The sequence below is a fragment of the Streptomyces sp. NPDC002671 genome, from assembly GCF_053592475.1.
Genome location: NZ_JBSFVU010000004.1, coordinates 226,340 through 243,319, shown reverse-complemented (window position 1 = coordinate 243,319; position 16,980 = coordinate 226,340). Strand labels below are relative to the sequence as shown.

General features: G+C 71.7%; 17 protein-coding genes. 13 read left to right on the top strand and 4 right to left on the bottom strand.

What is annotated here, in order from left to right; genetic code table 11:
* Positions 1-19: 19 nt before the first annotated feature.
* Entirely contained in the window at positions 20-1,426 is a 1,407-nt protein-coding gene (locus tag ACWD35_RS07960) for an MFS transporter (protein ID WP_451350290.1), read from the bottom strand.
* A 68-nt stretch (positions 1,427-1,494) separates the two neighbouring features.
* On the opposite strand from ACWD35_RS07960, the gene ACWD35_RS07955 reads away from it, so the two are divergent.
* Together ACWD35_RS07955 and ACWD35_RS07950 are read left to right on the top strand one after the other, a co-directional pair.
* Positions 1,495-2,022: a winged helix-turn-helix transcriptional regulator gene (locus ACWD35_RS07955; RefSeq protein ID WP_451350289.1), complete on the top strand. Its 528-nt coding sequence runs from the start codon at positions 1,495-1,497 to the stop codon at positions 2,020-2,022.
* Positions 2,023-2,150: 128 nt separating this feature from the next.
* Positions 2,151-3,008 (top strand): fumarylacetoacetate hydrolase family protein, encoded by an 858-nt coding sequence (locus ACWD35_RS07950; RefSeq protein WP_451350288.1) that lies wholly within the window; start codon positions 2,151-2,153, stop codon positions 3,006-3,008.
* Between the two features lie 94 nt (positions 3,009-3,102).
* Here ACWD35_RS07950 and ACWD35_RS07945 read toward each other — a convergent pair whose 3' ends face one another.
* The 3 genes from ACWD35_RS07945 to ACWD35_RS07935 all read right to left on the bottom strand — a co-directional run bounded on the left by ACWD35_RS07945 (position 3,103) and on the right by ACWD35_RS07935 (position 5,645).
* The gene (locus ACWD35_RS07945; protein WP_451350287.1) at positions 3,103-3,978 is read right to left on the bottom strand and encodes an LLM class F420-dependent oxidoreductase; all 876 of its coding nucleotides are present in this window, start codon (positions 3,976-3,978) and stop codon (positions 3,103-3,105) included.
* 99 nt (positions 3,979-4,077) lie between these two features.
* Positions 4,078-4,578, bottom strand: coding sequence for a heme-degrading domain-containing protein (locus ACWD35_RS07940; RefSeq protein WP_451350286.1), 501 nt, complete (start codon positions 4,576-4,578; stop codon positions 4,078-4,080).
* A complete protein-coding gene (locus ACWD35_RS07935) occupies positions 4,578-5,645 on the bottom strand; it encodes a Gfo/Idh/MocA family protein (protein ID WP_451350285.1) in 1,068 nt (355 codons plus the stop codon). Before ACWD35_RS07935 ends, ACWD35_RS07940 begins: the two co-directional genes overlap by 1 nt.
* Before the next feature lie 101 nt (positions 5,646-5,746).
* Here ACWD35_RS07935 and ACWD35_RS07930 point away from each other — a divergent pair, with 101 nt between their 5' ends.
* The 11 genes from ACWD35_RS07930 to ACWD35_RS07880 all read left to right on the top strand — a co-directional run bounded on the left by ACWD35_RS07930 (position 5,747) and on the right by ACWD35_RS07880 (position 16,927).
* A complete protein-coding gene (locus ACWD35_RS07930; RefSeq protein ID WP_451350284.1) occupies positions 5,747-6,904 on the top strand; it encodes an ROK family transcriptional regulator in 1,158 nt (385 codons plus the stop codon).
* An 81-nt stretch (positions 6,905-6,985) separates the two neighbouring features.
* Positions 6,986-7,813 (top strand): hypothetical protein, encoded by an 828-nt coding sequence (locus ACWD35_RS07925; RefSeq protein WP_451350283.1) that lies wholly within the window; start codon positions 6,986-6,988, stop codon positions 7,811-7,813.
* Positions 7,814-7,863: 50 nt separating this feature from the next.
* Positions 7,864-8,619: a GntR family transcriptional regulator gene (locus ACWD35_RS07920; RefSeq protein WP_451350282.1), complete on the top strand. Its 756-nt coding sequence runs from the start codon at positions 7,864-7,866 to the stop codon at positions 8,617-8,619.
* Positions 8,620-8,760: 141 nt separating this feature from the next.
* Entirely contained in the window at positions 8,761-9,885 is a 1,125-nt protein-coding gene (locus ACWD35_RS07915; RefSeq protein ID WP_451350281.1) for a TIGR03364 family FAD-dependent oxidoreductase, read from the top strand.
* A 26-nt stretch (positions 9,886-9,911) separates the two neighbouring features.
* Positions 9,912-10,625, top strand: a complete 714-nt coding sequence (locus ACWD35_RS07910) for a phosphonatase-like hydrolase (protein ID WP_451350280.1) — start codon at positions 9,912-9,914, stop codon at positions 10,623-10,625.
* Between the two features lies 1 nt (position 10,626).
* Positions 10,627-11,673: an ABC transporter ATP-binding protein gene (locus tag ACWD35_RS07905; protein WP_451350279.1), complete on the top strand. Its 1,047-nt coding sequence runs from the start codon at positions 10,627-10,629 to the stop codon at positions 11,671-11,673.
* On the top strand, positions 11,666-12,484 hold the full coding sequence (locus tag ACWD35_RS07900) for a 2-aminoethylphosphonate ABC transporter permease subunit (protein WP_451350278.1): 819 nt from the start codon (positions 11,666-11,668) through the stop codon (positions 12,482-12,484). Before ACWD35_RS07905 ends, ACWD35_RS07900 begins: the two co-directional genes overlap by 8 nt.
* A complete protein-coding gene (locus ACWD35_RS07895) occupies positions 12,471-13,268 on the top strand; it encodes an ABC transporter permease (RefSeq protein ID WP_451350277.1) in 798 nt (265 codons plus the stop codon). The genes ACWD35_RS07900 and ACWD35_RS07895 overlap by 14 nt, the downstream gene beginning before the upstream one ends.
* A gap of 99 nt (positions 13,269-13,367) precedes the next feature.
* On the top strand, positions 13,368-14,423 hold the full coding sequence (locus ACWD35_RS07890; RefSeq protein WP_451350276.1) for a 2-aminoethylphosphonate ABC transporter substrate-binding protein: 1,056 nt from the start codon (positions 13,368-13,370) through the stop codon (positions 14,421-14,423).
* Between the two features lie 134 nt (positions 14,424-14,557).
* Complete coding sequence (locus ACWD35_RS07885) at positions 14,558-16,042, top strand: alkaline phosphatase family protein (protein ID WP_451350431.1); 1,485 nt, start codon at positions 14,558-14,560, stop codon at positions 16,040-16,042.
* A 105-nt stretch (positions 16,043-16,147) separates the two neighbouring features.
* A complete protein-coding gene (locus ACWD35_RS07880; RefSeq protein ID WP_451350275.1) occupies positions 16,148-16,927 on the top strand; it encodes an HAD-IIA family hydrolase in 780 nt (259 codons plus the stop codon).
* The last annotated feature ends 53 nt before the right edge of the window (positions 16,928-16,980 follow it).

Sequence of the window (16,980 nt, the reverse complement as noted above, 5' to 3'; positions counted from 1 at the left end):
CGGCTCAACCACCCTTCGCTCAACGGTCCTTCAGCGTCAGCACGCTTACCGCCGCCAGCACCGCCAGGCCTGCCGAGACCATCATCGCGACATCCGCGCCCTTCGCCAGGCCGCCGCCCGTCGACGTGGCGATGGCGATCGTCAGGGCCACCCCGGCGCACGAGCCGATGTAGCGGAAGGTCTGCTGGGCCCCGGAGCCCATGGCCGCCCGCTCCGTCGGTACCGACTCCACCGCGAGCAGCGGCAGCGCGGCGTTCAGCAGGCCGCTGCCGATCCCGGCGAGCACCAGGCCCGGCAGCAGGCGGGGCCAGGAGCCGGAGTCCGGGGCGCCGAGCAGGGCGAGTACGCCGGCCGCGTGCAGCAGGAAGCCGAGGGCCAGTTGGTGGCGCGGTGGTATCCGGCCCGCCAGGCGCTTGGCCTGCAGCGCCACTACGAAGGACAGGCCCGACCACAGCAGGAACAGCCATGCCGTGTCCATCGGCGACAGCCCGAGCGTCTGCTGGAGCAGCGTCGGCAGGAAGCTGAACAGGCCGATCACCGCCAGGCCCGTGAACAGGCCGCCCGCCGAGGAGGCCAGGAAGCGGGGGTGGCGGAGCAGGCCCAGGTCGATCATGGGGGTGCGGTTGCGGAGTTCCACCAGGGCGAAGACGCCCACCAGCACCGCCGCCGCCAGCAGCAACAGTCCCACCGGCGCGCGCAGCCAGCCGTCCCGGCCCAGGGTCAGGGCCGCCACCAGGGACACCAGTGCCAGGCCGAAGGTCACCGCGCCTGTCACGTCGGGACGGCCGCCGCGGGGTGCTCGGGACTCCACGAGAGGCTTTACGGACAGGGCCGTCAGGACGAGTGCAGCCGCACCCAGGACGCCGTACGCCACCCGCCAGGTCGGCAGTGCGCCGGACAGCAGCGGGCCTACCGCTATGCCGCCGCTCACGAACGCGCCCCATACGCCGGTCGCGTGCAGCCGGCCGCGTGGGGTCGGGTACGCCTTCACCAGCAGGCCCAGGCTGCTCGCCAGGATCGCCGCGCTCGCCGCGCCCTGCGCGATGCGGGCCAGGGTGAACAGCCAGGTCGAGGTCGTGAAGGCACCGAGCGCCGTCGTCAGACCGAGGGCCAGCGTGCCCGCGAGGAAGACCCGGCGGCGGCCGTAGTCGTCGGCGAGGCTGCCGGCCACCAGGAGGAGGGCGGCGAGGCCGAGCGGGGCGCCGTTCAGGAGCCAGGCCTGGGCGGAGAGCGGGGTGTGCAGGGCAGCCGCCGTGGCCGGGAGGGTGACCATCGGGGCGGTGTACGTCATCAGGGCGACCGCCGTCGCCGCGCTGGTCAGGGCCAGGGTCAGGGCCGGTGTGGCTCGGGGGTGCGGGGGCGTGGAGCCGCCGGTGGCCTTCTCTGCCGCCTGAACGTCCACGGTTCGTTCATTGAACCTCGTCATGCCTCGAACCGTAGCATCCTCGGTTCGGTCAATGAACTAACTGCCGGAAAATGGCTACAGTGGACCGCATGGCACTGGGCAAGGACTACGCGACGCAGGAATGCTCGATCGCCAGCGCGCTGGAGATCGTCGGTGAGCGCTGGACGCTCCTCGTCGTCCGTGACGCGATCTACGGCGTCCGGCGCTACAACGACTTCCTCGTCCACCTCGGCATCCCGCGCGCCGTGCTCTCGGCCCGCCTGCGTGCGCTCACCGAGGAGGGGATCCTGGAGAAGCGCCGCTACCAGGACGCGCCGCCGCGTGACGAGTACGTCGTCACCGAGCGCGGGATCGCGTTGTGGCCGGCGCTGCGGGCCCTCGGCCGCTGGGGGCGCGAGCAGCTCCAGGGCGCCCCGCTGCGGTCCTTCCGGCACGCCGACTGCGGCACCGAGATCGGGCCGTGCGGCGAGTGTCCCGCCTGCGGAGTCGTCGTACCCGTGCCGGATGTCGTGATGGTGCCGGGGCCGGGGCTCGATCCCGCGCCCGCGGATCCGGTCAGCAGGGCGCTGCTGAAGCCGAAGCGGCTGCTGGAGCCCTTGGAGGCCGACCCTGTGTGACAGGGCGCGGTTACGGTCCAGTACGTGAACAGGGTCTTGCGGAGTGGACTGGCGGCTTGGAGGATCGTCCAGTCCTGCGATGGCCGCACCCATCGGTCGGGCGCTCGCGATCGAGGGAGACGGTGACCATGAAGCTGCTGCGAGTAGGTACGGCGGGCGCGGAGCGGCCCGCGCTGCTCGACGCCGAGGGGACCCTGCGGGACCTGTCGGGTGTCGTGGACGACATCGACGGCGCCCTGCTCGCCGACGACTCCGCGCTCGCCCGGGTGCGTACGGCGGCCGAGTCGGGCGAACTGCCCGCGCTGGACGCCAGCGGGCTGCGCATCGGGCCGCCGCTCGCGCGGATCGGCAAGGTCGTGTGCATCGGGCTCAACTACCACGACCACGCCCGCGAGACCGGGGCGGAGCCGCCCGCCGAGCCGGTCGTCTTCTTCAAGGCGCCGGACACCGTCGTCGGGCCGAACGACACCGTGCTTGTGCCGCGCGGGTCGGTGAAGACCGACTGGGAGGTCGAGCTGGCCGTCGTCATCGGGCGTACGGCCCGCTACCTGGAGTCGGCCGAGGACGCGCTCGCGCATGTCGCCGGGTACGCCCTCGCGCACGACGTCTCCGAGCGGGAGTTCCAGATCGAGCGGGGCGGGACCTGGGACAAGGGGAAGAACTGCGAGACGTTCAACCCGCTGGGGCCGTGGCTGGTGACCAGGGACGAGGTCGCCGACCCGCAGCAGCTGTCGCTGAAACTGTGGGTCAACGGGGAGCTGAGGCAGGACGGCAGTACGGCCGACCAGATCTTCCCGGTGGGTGAAGTCGTGCGGTACGTCAGCCAGTTCATGACTCTGTACCCCGGCGACGTCATCAACACGGGGACGCCGGCGGGGGTTGCCATGGGGCAGCCCGAGCCGAAGCCGTTCCTCAGGGCCGGGGATGTGGTGGAGCTGGAGATCGACGGGCTCGGGCGTCAGCGGCAGGAGTTGAAGAACGCGTAGGCGCTCCGCTGAGAGCGCCGGGGAACTGCGGTCGTACGGCGACTGCGGGTTCGTCGTGGCTGGTCGCGCAGTTCCCCGCGCCCCTATTTGTCGGCTACGCCTCCAAAATGGCGGCAAGCCTCCTCCACGTCTCCCGCGGCAGCGCGTCGCGCTCGCCGTCGTGCACCGCCTGGATCGCCACGTGGTCCGCGCCCGCCTCGTGGAACTCGTTGATGCGGTCCCGGATTCGGTGCTCCTCGCCCCACGCGTACAGCTTGTCGACCAGGCGGTCGCTGCCGCCGTCGGCCAGGTCGTCCTCGGTGAAGCCGAGCCGCTGGAAGCTGTTGGTGTAGTTGGGGAGCTGGAGGTAGACCGCGAAGTGCTGCCGGGCCAGGGCGCGGGCGCGGGACGGGTCGGTCTCCAGAACGACCGCGAACTCCGGGGCCAGTAGCGCTTCTTCGCCCAGGAGCTCGCGGGCCTGGGCGGTGTGCTCCGGAGTGGTGAGGTACGGGATCGCGCCGGCCGCCCGGTCCCGGGACAGCTCCAGGGTCTTCGGGCTGAGGGCCGCCAGGACGCGGCGCCCGGCCGGGACGCCGGCCGCGTCGAGCGCGTCCAGGTAGGCGACGAGCGACGAGTACGGGCGGCGGTACTGGTCCGCGAACTTGGCGTGGCTCACGCCGAGGCCGAGTACGAAGCGGCCGGGGTGGGCCGCCTCAAGCTCGGCGAACACGGCCGCGCTCGCCTCGGCCTCGTGCTGCCAGATGCTCTGGATGCTGGTGCCGACGGCGAGGCGGGACGTCGCCTCCAGGAGCGGGGCGGCATGCCGGGGACCCGGGCTGCTGCCCAGCCAGGCGGCTCCGTACCCGAGTTCTTCCAGCTCCGCGGCGGCCTCGGCGATGGCGCCGCGCCGGGCCGGGTCGTCCGAGCGGAGCCCCGGGCTCCAGACGCCGTACCGGCCGATCTTCTCCTTGATGGAGTGTGCGCTGGTCATCGCGTTTCTTCCCTCCGGTGGGCGTTCGTGCCTTGATCGCCTGGCACATCCGTCCCAACCGGAGGGAGCCGCGTGGTAATCCCGAATCCCGAGGACGGGCTAATCGCCCAGGAACTGCTCCAGCGCCTCCACCACGAAGCGGTGGTCCTGGAGTTGGGGCAGGCCCGACACCGTCACCGCTCCTACGACGCCGACGTTCTCGACGTTGACGGGGAACGAGCCGCCGTGGGCCGCGTACACGTCGGGGTCGAGGCGGGAGGAGTCCTCGAACGTCGTGCCCTTGGCGCGGAAGCGGGCGCCGACCAGGTAGGAGGAGGCGCCGTAGCGCTCTACCACCCGGCGCTTGCGGGCGATCCAGGCGTCGTTGTCGGGGGTGGAGCCGGGCAGGGCCGCGTGGAAGAGCTGCTGGCCGGCGCGGTGGATGTCGATGGCGAGCGGGGCCTGGCGCTCCCGGGCCAGCTCCACGAGGAGCGAGCCGAGGGTCCACGCGTCCTCGTACGTGAACCGGGTGAAGACCAGGCGGCGCTCCTGTGCCTCCAACTCCTCGACGCTCGGGGTGAGTTCGGGGGTGGTCCTGGGGGTGATCTGCGGGTGGCGCATCAGAGGGTCACCGTCACCTTGTCGCGGGCGGACCGGTGGGCCGCCTCCAGTACGTCGAGGGCCGAGGCCGCCTCCAGGGCGGTCACCGGGTTGGGGCCGGCGCCGGCGAGGGCCTTCGCCACGGCCGTGTAGTAGGCGGGGTAGTCGCCCGGCACGGTCGGTACGGGGGTGCCGCCGCCGGTCAGCGGGGACTCGCCGGCTCCGAGCCGGCCCCACAGGGCGTCGGGTTCGGCGCCCCAGGCCGGGCCCGGGCGCAGGCCCTCGCGCAGCGCCGCCTCCTGGGGATCCAGGCCGTACTTCACATAGCCCGCCTGCGAGCCCAGCACCCGGAAGCGCGGGCCGAGTTGGGACGTGGTCGCGGAGACGTAGAGGTGGGAGCGGACGCCGTTCGCGTGCGTGAGCGCGATGAAGGTGTCGTCGTCCGTCTCGGCGCCGGGGCGGCGGATGTCGGTCTCGGCGTACACCTCGGTGGCCGGGCCGAAGAGGACCAGGGCCTGGTCGACGACGTGGCTGCCGAGGTCGTAGAGCAGGCCGCCGAACTCCGCCGGGTCGCCGGACTCGCGCCAGCCGCCCTTGGGCTGCGGGCGCCAGCGCTCGAAGCGGGACTCGAAGCGCCATACGTCGCCCAGTGCGCCCTCCGTCAGCAGCTTGCGGAGGGTCAGGAAGTCGTTGTCCCAGCGGCGGTTCTGGAAGACGGAGAGGAGGAGGCCGCGCTCGTCGGCGAGGGCGGCCAGCTCGCGCGCCTCGGCCGCCGTACCCGCCACCGGCTTGTCCACGACCACCGGCAGGCCCGCCTTGAGGGCGGCGGTGGCGAGCGGGACGTGCGTCCGGTTCGGGGAGGCGATGACGATCAGGTCCAGCTCGCCGGCGCGGTCGAACAGCTCGTCGGAGGTGGCGGCGAGGCGGACCTCCGGGAACTCGGCGCGGGCCTGCTCCTGCCGCTCGGGGTTCGAGGTGAACACCGTGTCCAGGGCGAGGCCCTCGGTGGCGGCGATCAGCGGGGCGTGGAAGACGGAGCCTGCGAGGCCGTAGCCGATCAGGCCGACGCGGAGGGGGGTACCAGTCATGCCTCCTACTTTCGCAACGCTGTTGCCAAAGTGCAAGCGGTGGGGAGAATGGGGGTGTGAGTGGCGTGAGCGGTGTGAGCGGTTCGAGCGGTGCGAGTGCGGTGAGCAGGACGAAGAGCGGCGGCGGGGCGGTGGGGGCGAATCTGCTCGCGGTGCGCAGTCACAACACCGCGCTGGTGCTGGATCTGCTGCGGGCGGCCGGGGCGGAGGGCATCAGCCGGCTCGAACTGGCCGAACGGACCGGGCTGACCCCGCAGGCCGTCAGCAAGATCACCGCGCGGCTGCGGGAGGAGGGCTTCGCGGCGGAGGCCGGGCGGCGGGCGTCCACCGGGGGCAAGCCGCGCACCGTGCTGCGGCTGGTACCGGAGGCGGGGCACGCGGTGGGGGTTCATCTGGACCGCGACGAGCTGCGGGCCGTACTGGTGGATCTCGACGGGACCGTGGTGGGGGAGCGGCGCGGTGTGGTGGACCTCGGGGGCGGCGCGGAGGCCGTGCTCGGGGTGGTCGCCGAGGAGGTGGCCGGGCTGGTGGGGGAGGTGCTGGGGCTTCCCGAGGGCCGGGAGCTCGGTGTGGTCGGGTCGCTGCTCGGGGTCGGGGTCGCCCTGCCGGGTCCGCTCGATCATGCCCATGGGGTGCTGCACCGGGTGACCGGGTTTCCGGAGTGGGAGGGGTTCCCGCTGCGGGACGCGCTGGGGGAGCGGCTGGGGGTGCCGGTCGTGGTGGACAAGGACACGAACGCGGCGGCGCTCGGGCTGTCGGTGCGGGGCGAGGGGGACAGCGGGGGTGAGGGCGGGTCGTTCGCCTATCTGCACCTCGGTACGGGGCTGGGGGCCGGGCTGGTGATCGGTGGGAGCGTGCACCGGGGGGCGCGGACCGGGGCCGGGGAGTTCGGGCACCAGGTGATCCAGCTGGACGGGCCCTTGTGCGAGTGCGGGAACCGGGGGTGCGTGGAGGTGCTGTGCCTGGGGGCCGTACGGCGTGGGGACGCGGAGGAGGCGGCTCGGGTGCTGGGGGTGGGGGCCGGGAATCTGGTCGGGCTGCTGGACATCGACCTGGTGCTGCTCGGGGGGCGGACGGTCGGGGAGGCGCCGGAGGTGTTCGTCTCGGGGGTCGCGGAGGTGCTGGGCGCCCGGGCGCGTCGGGAGGGGGCGCTCGGGGGGACGGTGCCGGTGCGGGTGGCTCCCGGCGGGGAGCGGGTTGTGGCCGAGGGGGCTGCGCAGCTGTTGCTGGCTCCGGTGTTCGGGCGGGCGGGGGGCTGAGCGGATAACTCCGATCGAGCGGACTTCCCCCCGCCCCCGGAGTGGCAGTCCCGGAGCCCGGTGTCCGTCCGGGAGGGTCATGTGTTCATGCGACTGTGCACGCCCCTGTCCTTCTGTCTCACCGCAGCCGCCGTGCTCGTGCTCGTGCCGGCGCAGACCGCTCGCGCGGATGTCTCCTCCTGTGCCGGTGCCGACGAGCGGGCCTTTCCGCTGGCCACGCGGATCCGTGGCGGGCCCGGCTCCTATGCGCCGGGCGGGGAGTACGGCACCTGGTACATCGACCTCACCAACACCACCCGCAAGACCTGCGCCGACATCCACCCCGTCGTCGTCCTCACCGACAGCAAACGCGCCCTGAAACCGTCGCAGCCCAGGCTGGACTTCTACGACGGCCCCCGCGCCCGGCCGGTGTCGTTCGCGCGCACGGACGAGCAGGAGCTGGTCGGCGTGCTCGACGGGGACGGGTTCCGCGGGTTCAGCGTGCCGCCCGGCCGGACCGTCAGCGTCAAGGTCAGGCTCGCCGTCACGCCGGACGTCGCCGCGGACCAGGTGACCCTCAACGCCGCCGTCGTCCAGCGCCGGGGCCAGGACGGGGACTGGGTCGGAGAGTCCAACGACTACCGGTTCGAGATCGCGGAGGACAAGGACAAGTACAAGGGCAAGGGCAAGGGCGAGGAGGAGGAGAGCGGGGCGAGCCCGGCCGGCACCCCTCGGGCCACCCCCGGCAGCGCCGACCCGGACGAAAGCACCTCCCTCCCCTTCGCCCAGGATGCCCAGGAAGCCGAGGAGCGGGCCCGGGAACTCGCCGAGACCGGCCCCGAGCTCGCCTACGGACTGCTCGCGGCCACCAGCGCCCTCCTCGCCGTCGGCGCGGGCGCCTTCCTGCTGACCCGCCGGCGCCGCCGCTGACGCATGGACCGGCCTGCGACAGACACGCCCCCGTCTGCGACGATCCCTGCGTGGACTACCCGAACGATCAAGACCCCGGCGCCCCCGTCCGCTCCGGCATTCCCGAGCACGGGCGCATCCCCAAGTACTACGCGGTCAAGGCGCAGATCGCCGCCCTGCTCGACGAACTGGGGGAGGGCAGCCTCATCCCCACCGAGCGGGATCTCGCCGAGCGGTACGACGTCGCCCGCGAGACCGTGCGGCAGGCTGTGCGGGAGCTGGTGCTGGAGGGGCGCCTGATGCGTCGGGGGCGGGGAACCGTCGTCGCCGGGCCCAAGCTGGCGCAGCCGCTGTCCCTCGCGAGCTACACCGAGGGCGTGCGCCGCCAGGGCCGTACACCCGGTCGTACGCTCGTCACGCTCGACCGCTTCCCGTGCCCGCCCGCCCTCGCCGCCGAGACCGGGCTGACGCGGGGCGAGCCCGTCTGGCATCTGGAGCGGGTGCTGCTCGCCGACGATGAACGGGTCGGGCTGGAGAGCACGTACGTCGCCGCGGCCAGGGTTCCCAACCTCGACCGTGACTTCGATCCCGACTCCTCCTTCTACGCCTACCTCAAGGCCCAGGACATCGCCTTCGGCGACGCCGACGAGCGGGTCGAGACCGTGCTGGCCACGCCTCGCGAGGCCCTGCTCATCGGCACCCCGCCCGCCCTGCCGATGCTCCTGATCCACCGGGTCTCCAGGGACACCGACGGACAGCCGCTGGAGCGCGTGCGCTCCCTGTACCGGGGCGACCGGTTCTCCTTCACCACGCACCTGAAGGGCTGAAAAGCACCCAAAGTCCCCCATCACCTCCCCGCTTGATTATCACGGGAAGATAACGGGTCTAGCCCAAACGTGATGGGTCGTTCACGCTCTCGTTGTCAGCCGGACCCTTCCGGTTCCCCGATCGCGAGGAGCGTTGCCGCCGTGAGAGTGACAGTGGTTGGAGCAGGCGTGGTGGGCACCATGCACGCCTGGCAAGCAGTGAAGCGCGGCCACCAGGTCGTCCAGATCGAGCGTGAGGCGGAGGCGCGCGGCGCCTCGCTGCGCAACTTCGGGCAGATCTGGGTCAGTGGCCGTGCCGGTGGAGAAGAGCTGGAGACCGCGCTGCGGGCGCGGGAGTTGTGGGAGGAGATCGGCGGGCAGGTGCCCGGGCTCGGCTTCCGGGCCAACGGGTCGCTGACCCCGGTGCGCGGGGACCTCGAACTCGCCGTAGCCGAGGCCGCCGTGGCCCGCCCGGACGCCGCCGAGCGCGGCTACAAGCTGCTGCTGCCCGCCGAGGCCCGTGCCCTCAACCCCGCCCTGCGCGGCGAGTTCACCGCCGCCCTCTACTGCGAGCGCGACGCCGCCGTCGAGCCGCGTACGGCCCAGCTCGCCCTGCGCGAAGAGCTGCTGAAGTCCCCGAACTACACCTTCCTGCCGGGCCGTGAGGTCCGCGAGGTGGTCGGCGCCGGAAAGGTGCGCGACGACCACGGGGACGTGCATGAGGCCGACACCGTCGTGCTGTGCACCGGCGCCTGGCTCGGCGGACTCGTCCGCGAGCTGGCCGGGCCCGACCTGCCCGTGCGCCGCGTGCGCCTCCAGATGATGCAGACCGACCCGCTGGGCGAGGCCCTGCCGACCTCCGTCGCGGACGCCGACAGCTTCCGCTACTACCCGGCCTACGCCTCCCCGGCACTGGACGCGCTCAACGCCGGCCGGCCGCAGCCGGCGACCGCCGCCGAGCACAAGATGCAGCTGCTCATGGTGCAGCGCGCCGACGGCGGCCTGACCATCGGCGACACCCACGAGTACGAGCACCCCTTCGCCTTCGACACCGTCGAGGAGCCGTACGAGCACCTCACCGAGGTGGTCGAGTCCCTTCTCGGCCGCCCGCTGCCGCGCATCCGGCGCCGCTGGGCCGGCGTGTACGCGCAGTGCACCGACAAGAGCCGGGTCGTCCACCGGCAGCAGGTGAGCGACGGCGTGTGGCTGGTCACCGGGCCCGGCGGGCGCGGCATGACCTGCTCGCCCGCGATAGCCGAAACCACCGCGAACGAACTGGGCTGGTGAGTACCCCCATGACCCGCATGACTCCCATGACCCCCATGACTCCCATGAACCCCCTGACCGACATCCGTCTCGTCGTCCTCGACATGGCCGGCACCACCGTCGCCGACGGCGGACTGGTCGAGCGCGCCTTCGAGGCAGCCGCCGCCGAACTGGGCGTCGAGCCCGGCTCCGCGGACCACGCCGAGAAGCTGGACTACGTCCGCGCCACCATGGGCGAGTCCAAGATCTCCGTCTTCCGGCACCTGTTCGGTGCCGAGGACCTCGCCCAGCGCGCCAACACCGCCTTCGAGAAGGCGTACGGCGATCTGGTCGACGCAGGCCTCATCGCCCCGGTCCCCGGCGCCCGCGAGGCCATCGAGGAACTCGCCGCCGGCGGCCGTACCGTCGTCCTGACCACCGGCTTCGCCCGCGTCACCCAGGACGCCATCCTCGACGCCCTCGGCTGGCGGGACCTCGTGCCGCTCACCCTGTGCCCGGCCGACGCCGGCGGGCGCGGGCGGCCCTTCCCGGACATGGTCCTGGAGGCCTTCGTCCGGACGAAGGCGGCCGAGGACGTACGACAGGTCGCCGTCGTCGGCGACACCTCGTACGACGTGCTCAGCGGTGTACGCGCCGCAGCGGGCCTCGTCGTGGGCGTCCGTACCGGCGCCCACGGAGACGACGCGTTCCGCGCGGCCGGCGCCACCCACGTCCTCGACTCCGTCGCCGCTCTGCCCGCCCTGCTGTCGGGAGCGCGCTGAGATGGGCATCCGCTTCGACTCCGTCACCGTCGCCTACGACGGCAACGTCGTCCTCGACTCGCTCGACCTGACCGTCGAGCCCGGCGAGGTCATGGCGCTGCTCGGGCCGTCCGGCTCCGGCAAGACCACCGCGCTGCGGGCGGTCGCCGGATTCGTACGGCCCGCGTCCGGGCGGGTGCTCCTCGGCGGCCGGGACGTGACGGACCTGCCGCCGTACCGACGGGGCATCGGCATGGTGGTGCAGCAGTACGCGCTCTTCCCGCACATGCGGGTCGACGAGAACGTGGCGTTCGGACTCAAGGCCCGCAGGACGGCCAAGGGCGAGATACGCCAACGGGTCGCCGAGGCGCTGGAGATGACCGGCATGGCCGCCTACGCCCGCCGCCACCCGCGCGAGCTGTCCGGCGGACAGCAGCAGCGCGTCGCCATCGCCCGCGCGCTCGCCATCCGGCCGGACGTGCTGCTCCTGGACGAGCCGCTGTCCGCGCTGGACGCCCAGCTGCGCTCCGGGATGCTCACCGAACTCGCCCGGTTGCACCGCGAGCTGCCCGACGTGTCGATGCTGTACGTCACCCACGACCAGGTCGAGGCGCTGACCCTGGCCGACCGGATCGCGGTGATGGACGCTGCGCGGCTTCAGCAGTGCGGGACGCCCCGCGAGCTGTATCGGGCGCCGAAGACCGAGTTCACAGCTTCCTTTGTGGGCGGTGCGAATCTGGTGCCGGTGACCGTGGGGTCCGGGGGTGTGTCCTTCGCGGGCACGGAGGTGAAGGTCGATACGGGGGGTGTGATCGCGGGGGCGCGGGCCACGCTGTGTGTACGGCCGCACGTTGTCGGGCTGGGGCAGGGGCCGAATCAACTCGTTGGTGTCGTACGGGAGATCCAGTGGCGGGGGGCCACGCACCGGCTGTACGTCGAGGTCGGTGGGCACACGGTCATCGCGGACGTACGTGAGCTCAAGGATCCCCCCGGTCACGGGGAATCGGTGACCCTGCATTTCGAGTCCGAGGATGCGGTGTTGCTGCCCGCCGGAGTCACCCATGAGTAGGCGCCTGTTGTGGGCCCTGCCCCCGGTAGCCCTGCTCGCCCTCTTCTTCCTCTACCCCCTCGCCCTCGTTGTCCAGCAGTCCTTCCAGCCGGACACCGGCGGCACCTCCCTGAAGCCGTACACCGACGTCTTCGCCTCGGAGGCGTTCCGGCACGCGCTGTGGACCACCGTCTGGCTGGCGCTGGCCTCCACGGCCGGGTGCATGGTCCTCGGGTTCCTGCTGGCGCTGGTCATCGCGTTCGTACCGTTCCCCGGGGCGAAGGCGGTGGCGCGGTTCGTCGACGTCTTCCTGTCCTTCCCGTCCTTCCTGATCACGCTGGCGCTGCTGTTCATCTACGGCACCGTCGGCATGGCCAACGGGCTGTGGACGGACCTCACGGGCGCGGCGGACGGGCCCTTCCAGTTCCTGACCACGCCCTGGGGGGTGCTGCTGGCGGAGGTCACCTACTTCACGCCCTTCGTGATGCGGCCCCTGCTCGCCGCCTTCTCCCAGCTCGACACCGCTCAGCTGGAGGCGGCCAGTTCGCTCGGCGCCCGAGCGCCCCGCATCGTGCGGCAGGTGATCCTGCCGGAGGCGCTGCCCGCGCTCGCGGCCGGCGGGAGCCTCGTCCTGGTGCTGTGCCTCAACGAGTTCGGGATCGTGCTCTTCACCGGCGCGAAAGGGGTCACGACCCTGCCGATGCTCGTCTACAGCAAGGCGATCCTGGAGTCCGACTATCCGGGCGCGTGCGTGGTCGCCGTCGTCAACGTCCTGATCTCCGTGGGGCTGTACGGCCTCTACCGGGTGGTGAGCCGTCGTGCTGGTGCATAGCCGCAAGGCCAAGTGGGCCGTGTGGGCGGTGTTTCTCGTCCTCTTCGTGCCGCTGTTCGCCCTGCCCCTCCTCGTCGTCCTCGGCGCCTCCTTCGCCACCCACTGGTCCAGCGTCCTGCCCTCGGGCCTGACCACGGCCAACTACCGCTCCGCCACCCGCGGCGAGGCCCTCCAGGCCCTCACCACCAGCCTGGTCACGGCCGCCACCGCGAGCCTGCTCGCCCTGGCCGTCGGCACCTGGGCCGCGCTGGCCGGGGCCGCCCTGAAGAAGCGCTACCGCCGGGTCCTCGACGCCCTGTTCGTGCTGCCGGTCGCCGTGCCGTCGGTGGTGGTCGGACTGTCGGTCCTGGTGGCCTTCTCCAAGCCGCCGATGCTGCTCAACGGCACCCGCTGGATCGTCATCCTCGCCCACACCGTGCTGGTGGCCGCCTTCGCCCACCAGTCCGTGTCGGCGGCCATCACCCGCCTCGACCCGGCGTACGAACAGGCCGCCGCCTCCCTCGGCGCCCGGCCCGCGTACGTCCTGTGGCGGGTGCGGCTGCCGCTTCTGCTGCCCTCGCTCACCGCCGCCGCCGGCCTCTGCTTCGCCCTCTCCATGGGCGAGCTGAGCGCCACGATGATGCTCTACCCGCCCGACTGGACCCCGCTTCCCGTCCTGATCTACGCGGCCACCGACCGCGGCGCCCTGTTCGCGGGGTCCGCCGTCGCGGTGGTCCTCATGGCCGCGACCCTGCTCGTCCTGTTCGCCGTCTCCCGGGTCCGCACCAAAGCCTCGTACCGCTGAGCCCACAGAGCCGATCCCGCAGCGCTGAGCCCGCAGCGCTGAATCCGTGACACTCCCCCTCCCTCACGACCCCTTTCACCGCCAGGAGTTCATCCCGCCATGCCCAGAAACACGCTCAAGCTCGCCGTCGCCGTCTCCCTCCTCGCCACCCCGCTGCTCACCGCCTGCGGCGGCTCCTCGTCCTCCTCCGACGCCAAGGCCGTCACCGTCTACAGTGCCGACGGCCTCAAGGGCGAGAACGGCGACGGCTGGTACGACAAGGTCTTCGCGGACTTCACCAAGCAGACCGGCATCAAGGTCAAGTACGTCGAGGGCGGCTCCGGCGAGATGGTGCAGCGCGCCCTGCGCGAGAAGAGCAACCCGCAGGCCGACGTGCTGGTCACCCTGCCCCCGTTCATCCAGCAGGCCGACAGCAAGGGCCTGCTCGAGAAGTACGAGCCGAAGGACTCCGTGCAGGTCAGCGGCGGCGACAAGGCCGTCGACAGCACCTGGACCTCCGTCGTCAACAACTACTTCGGCTTCGTCTACAACAAGAAGGAGCTGAAGCAGGCCCCCAAGACCTGGGACGAACTGCTCGGCGGCAAGTACAAGAACAAGCTCCAGTACTCCACCCCCGGTGTCGCCGGTGACGGAACCGCCGTACTGATCAAGGCGATACACGACTTCGGCGGCAAGGAGCAGGCCCTCGCCTACCTGAAGAAGCTCCAGGCCAACAACGTCGGCCCGTCCGCCTCCACCGGCAAGCTCGCGCCCAAGGTCGACAAGGGCGAACTGCTCGTCGCCAACGGCGATGTGCAGATGAACTACGCCCAGTCCAAGGACATGCCCAACCTCGGCATCTGGTTCCCGGCCGGCAAGGACGGCAAGCCCACCACCTTCGCGCTGCCCTACGCGGCCGGCCTCGTCACCAAGGCCCCGCACAGCGAGAACGGCAAGAAGCTGCTCGACTTCATGCTCGCGCAGAAGCAGCAGCAGGAGGTCAGCGAGATCGGCGGCGGCTTCAGCGCCCGCCAGGACGTCAAGGCCACCGACGCCAACGCCGTCGCGCTCACCAAGCTGATGGACGGCGTGGACATCTTCGCGCCGGACTGGAACGACATCGACAAGAACCTGACGTCGTACGTCGAGGACTGGAAGTCCGCCACCGGCAGCTGACCCAGCCCCCTCCGCAACATCCTGCAACGCCCCTGGCACCACCGGGGGCGTTGCCATGCCCGCACATGCCCGCACACACCCATGCCCGCACACGCGCTCGCCCGTCCCCTACGGAGGTCTCCGTGTCGAACCGCATGTCCCGCCGTACGTTCCTCGTCTCCGCCGCCGCGGTCGCCGTGACCGCCGGCCCGCTCGCCGCCGTCGCCCGGGCCGCCACCCCCCGGACGCCCAAGGTCCTGGTCATCGGCCTGGACGGCTGCCTGCTCCAGCGCATCAAGGACGCCGACGCCCCGAACCTCGACGCCCTGATGGCCGCCGGTCTCACCGCGCCCAGCAGCATCTACGCCAACCCGCTCGCGCCCACTCTGTCCGGGCCCGGCTGGTCCACGATCATCACCGGCGTCTGGCCGGACAAGCACAACGTCAAGGACAACACCTTCAGCGGGGCCAAGTTCGCCCAGTACCCGGACTTCCTGACCCGCGTCGAGACGGCGAAGCCCGAGCTGAACACCTACGCCGTCTCCTCCTGGGCGCCGATCACCGACACGGTGTTCTCCACCGCGGTCGACACCCGGGTCTCCACCCCGAGCGCGGAGTACGACACCGGCACCACCTCCCGCGCCGTCGCCCAGCTGCGGGACGGCAACCCGGACGCGGTCTTCGTCCAGATCGACAACATCGACCACGCCGGACACAGCTACGGCGCCGCCTCCCAGCAGTACCTGGACGCCATCCACACCGCCGACGCGCAGGTCGGGCAGATGGTGGCCGCGGTCAAGTCCCGCGCCACGTACGCCGACGAGGACTGGCTGATCATGGTCACCGCCGACCACGGGCACACCGACGCCGGCGGCCACGGCGGCTCCACCCTCCAGGAGCGCCAGACCTTCATGATCGCCACCGGGCCTGCGCTCGCGGCCGGTTCGGTCCGGTACGACGTGAAGATGCCGGACATCGCCGCCTCCGCGCTCGCCCACCTCGGCATCGCCCTCGACCCCGCCTGGGACCTGGACGGACGCCCGGTCCAGCAGCCCACCCCCGACGACTTCGACTCCCTGCGCGGCCAGCTGCAGACCCGCGTCGACGAGACCGGCATCTCCACGAGCATCCTCGGCTTCACCCACACCCCGCCGGCCGGCTGGGCCGTCGACAACTCCCGGATGGGCGGCGGCGGGGTCACCGAGTGGCGGGGCTGGTCCTTCACCACCGACGAGTTCTGGACCCAGGCCCAGCGCGACCAGAACCGCGAGTGCAACGTCCGCGCCCGGAACGTGTTCGCGGTCGCCGACGGCGACGAGTGGAGCGACAAGGCCCTCACCGGCAGCTTCGACTCCACCCTCGTCAGCCCCGCCTACCCGGTCACCGGCGGCACCACCGCCACCCTCAGCTACACCACGTACTACCGGCAGGAGGCCCCGCAGAAGGGCGAGGTCCTCGTCTCCTACGACGGCGGCACCCCGGTGACCGTGAAGACGTACACCGCCGACGTGTCCTCGCGCACCGAGACCATCACCCTCCAGGTCCCGGCCGGGGCGAGCACGGCCCGCGTCCGCTTCCGTTACACCGGCGGGAACAACTGGTACTGGGTGATCGACGGGGTGAAGATCAGCCAGTTCTGACCGGGGTCGCGATCAGGACACCCTGACTAGGCTGTGGGCGTCGGTACGCCGTGGTTCCGGCGCCCCCAGCCTTCTTGACCGTACGCACGCCAGGAGACGCAAGACATGGCAGACCGCAAGCCCATCGAGTCGTGGCTCACCGACATGGACGGCGTCCTGATCCACGAAGGTGTTCCGATCCCTGGCGCCGAAGCCTTCCTGAAGAAGCTGCGCGAGTCCGGGCTGCCGTTCCTGGTGCTCACCAACAACTCCATCTACACCGCCCGTGACCTGCACGCCCGGCTGCGGCGGATGGGTCTGGACGTGCCCGCGGAGAACATCTGGACCTCGGCGCTGGCCACCGCCCAGTTCCTCAACGACCAGCGGCCCGGCGGCAGCGCGTACGTCATCGGCGAGGCCGGCCTGACCACCGCCCTGCACGACGTCGGCTACGTCCTCACCGACCACGACCCGGACTTCGTGATCCTCGGCGAGACCCGCACCTACTCCTTCGAGGCCATGACGAGGGCCGTACGTCTCATCAACGACGGCGCCCGGTTCATCGCCACCAACCCCGACAACATCGGCCCCTCCACGGAGGGCGCGCTGCCCGCCACCGGTTCCGTCGCCGCCCTGATCACCGCCGCGACCGGCAAGAAGCCGTACTTCGTCGGCAAGCCCAACCCGCTGATGATGCGCGCCGGGCTCAACGCGATCGGCGCCCACTCGGAGACCTCGGCGATGATCGGCGACCGCATGGACACCGACGTCCTCGCGGGCCTGGAGGCCGGGATGCGCACCTTCCTGGTGCTGTCCGGCGTCACCCAGCCCGACGACATCGACCGCTACCCCTTCCGCGCCTCGCAGGTCGTCGACTCCGTCGCGGACCTGGTCGACCTGGTCTGAGCGGGCGTCCGAAACCCGGTATCACCCGGTCGGAGCAAGAAGGCGCCCCCCGA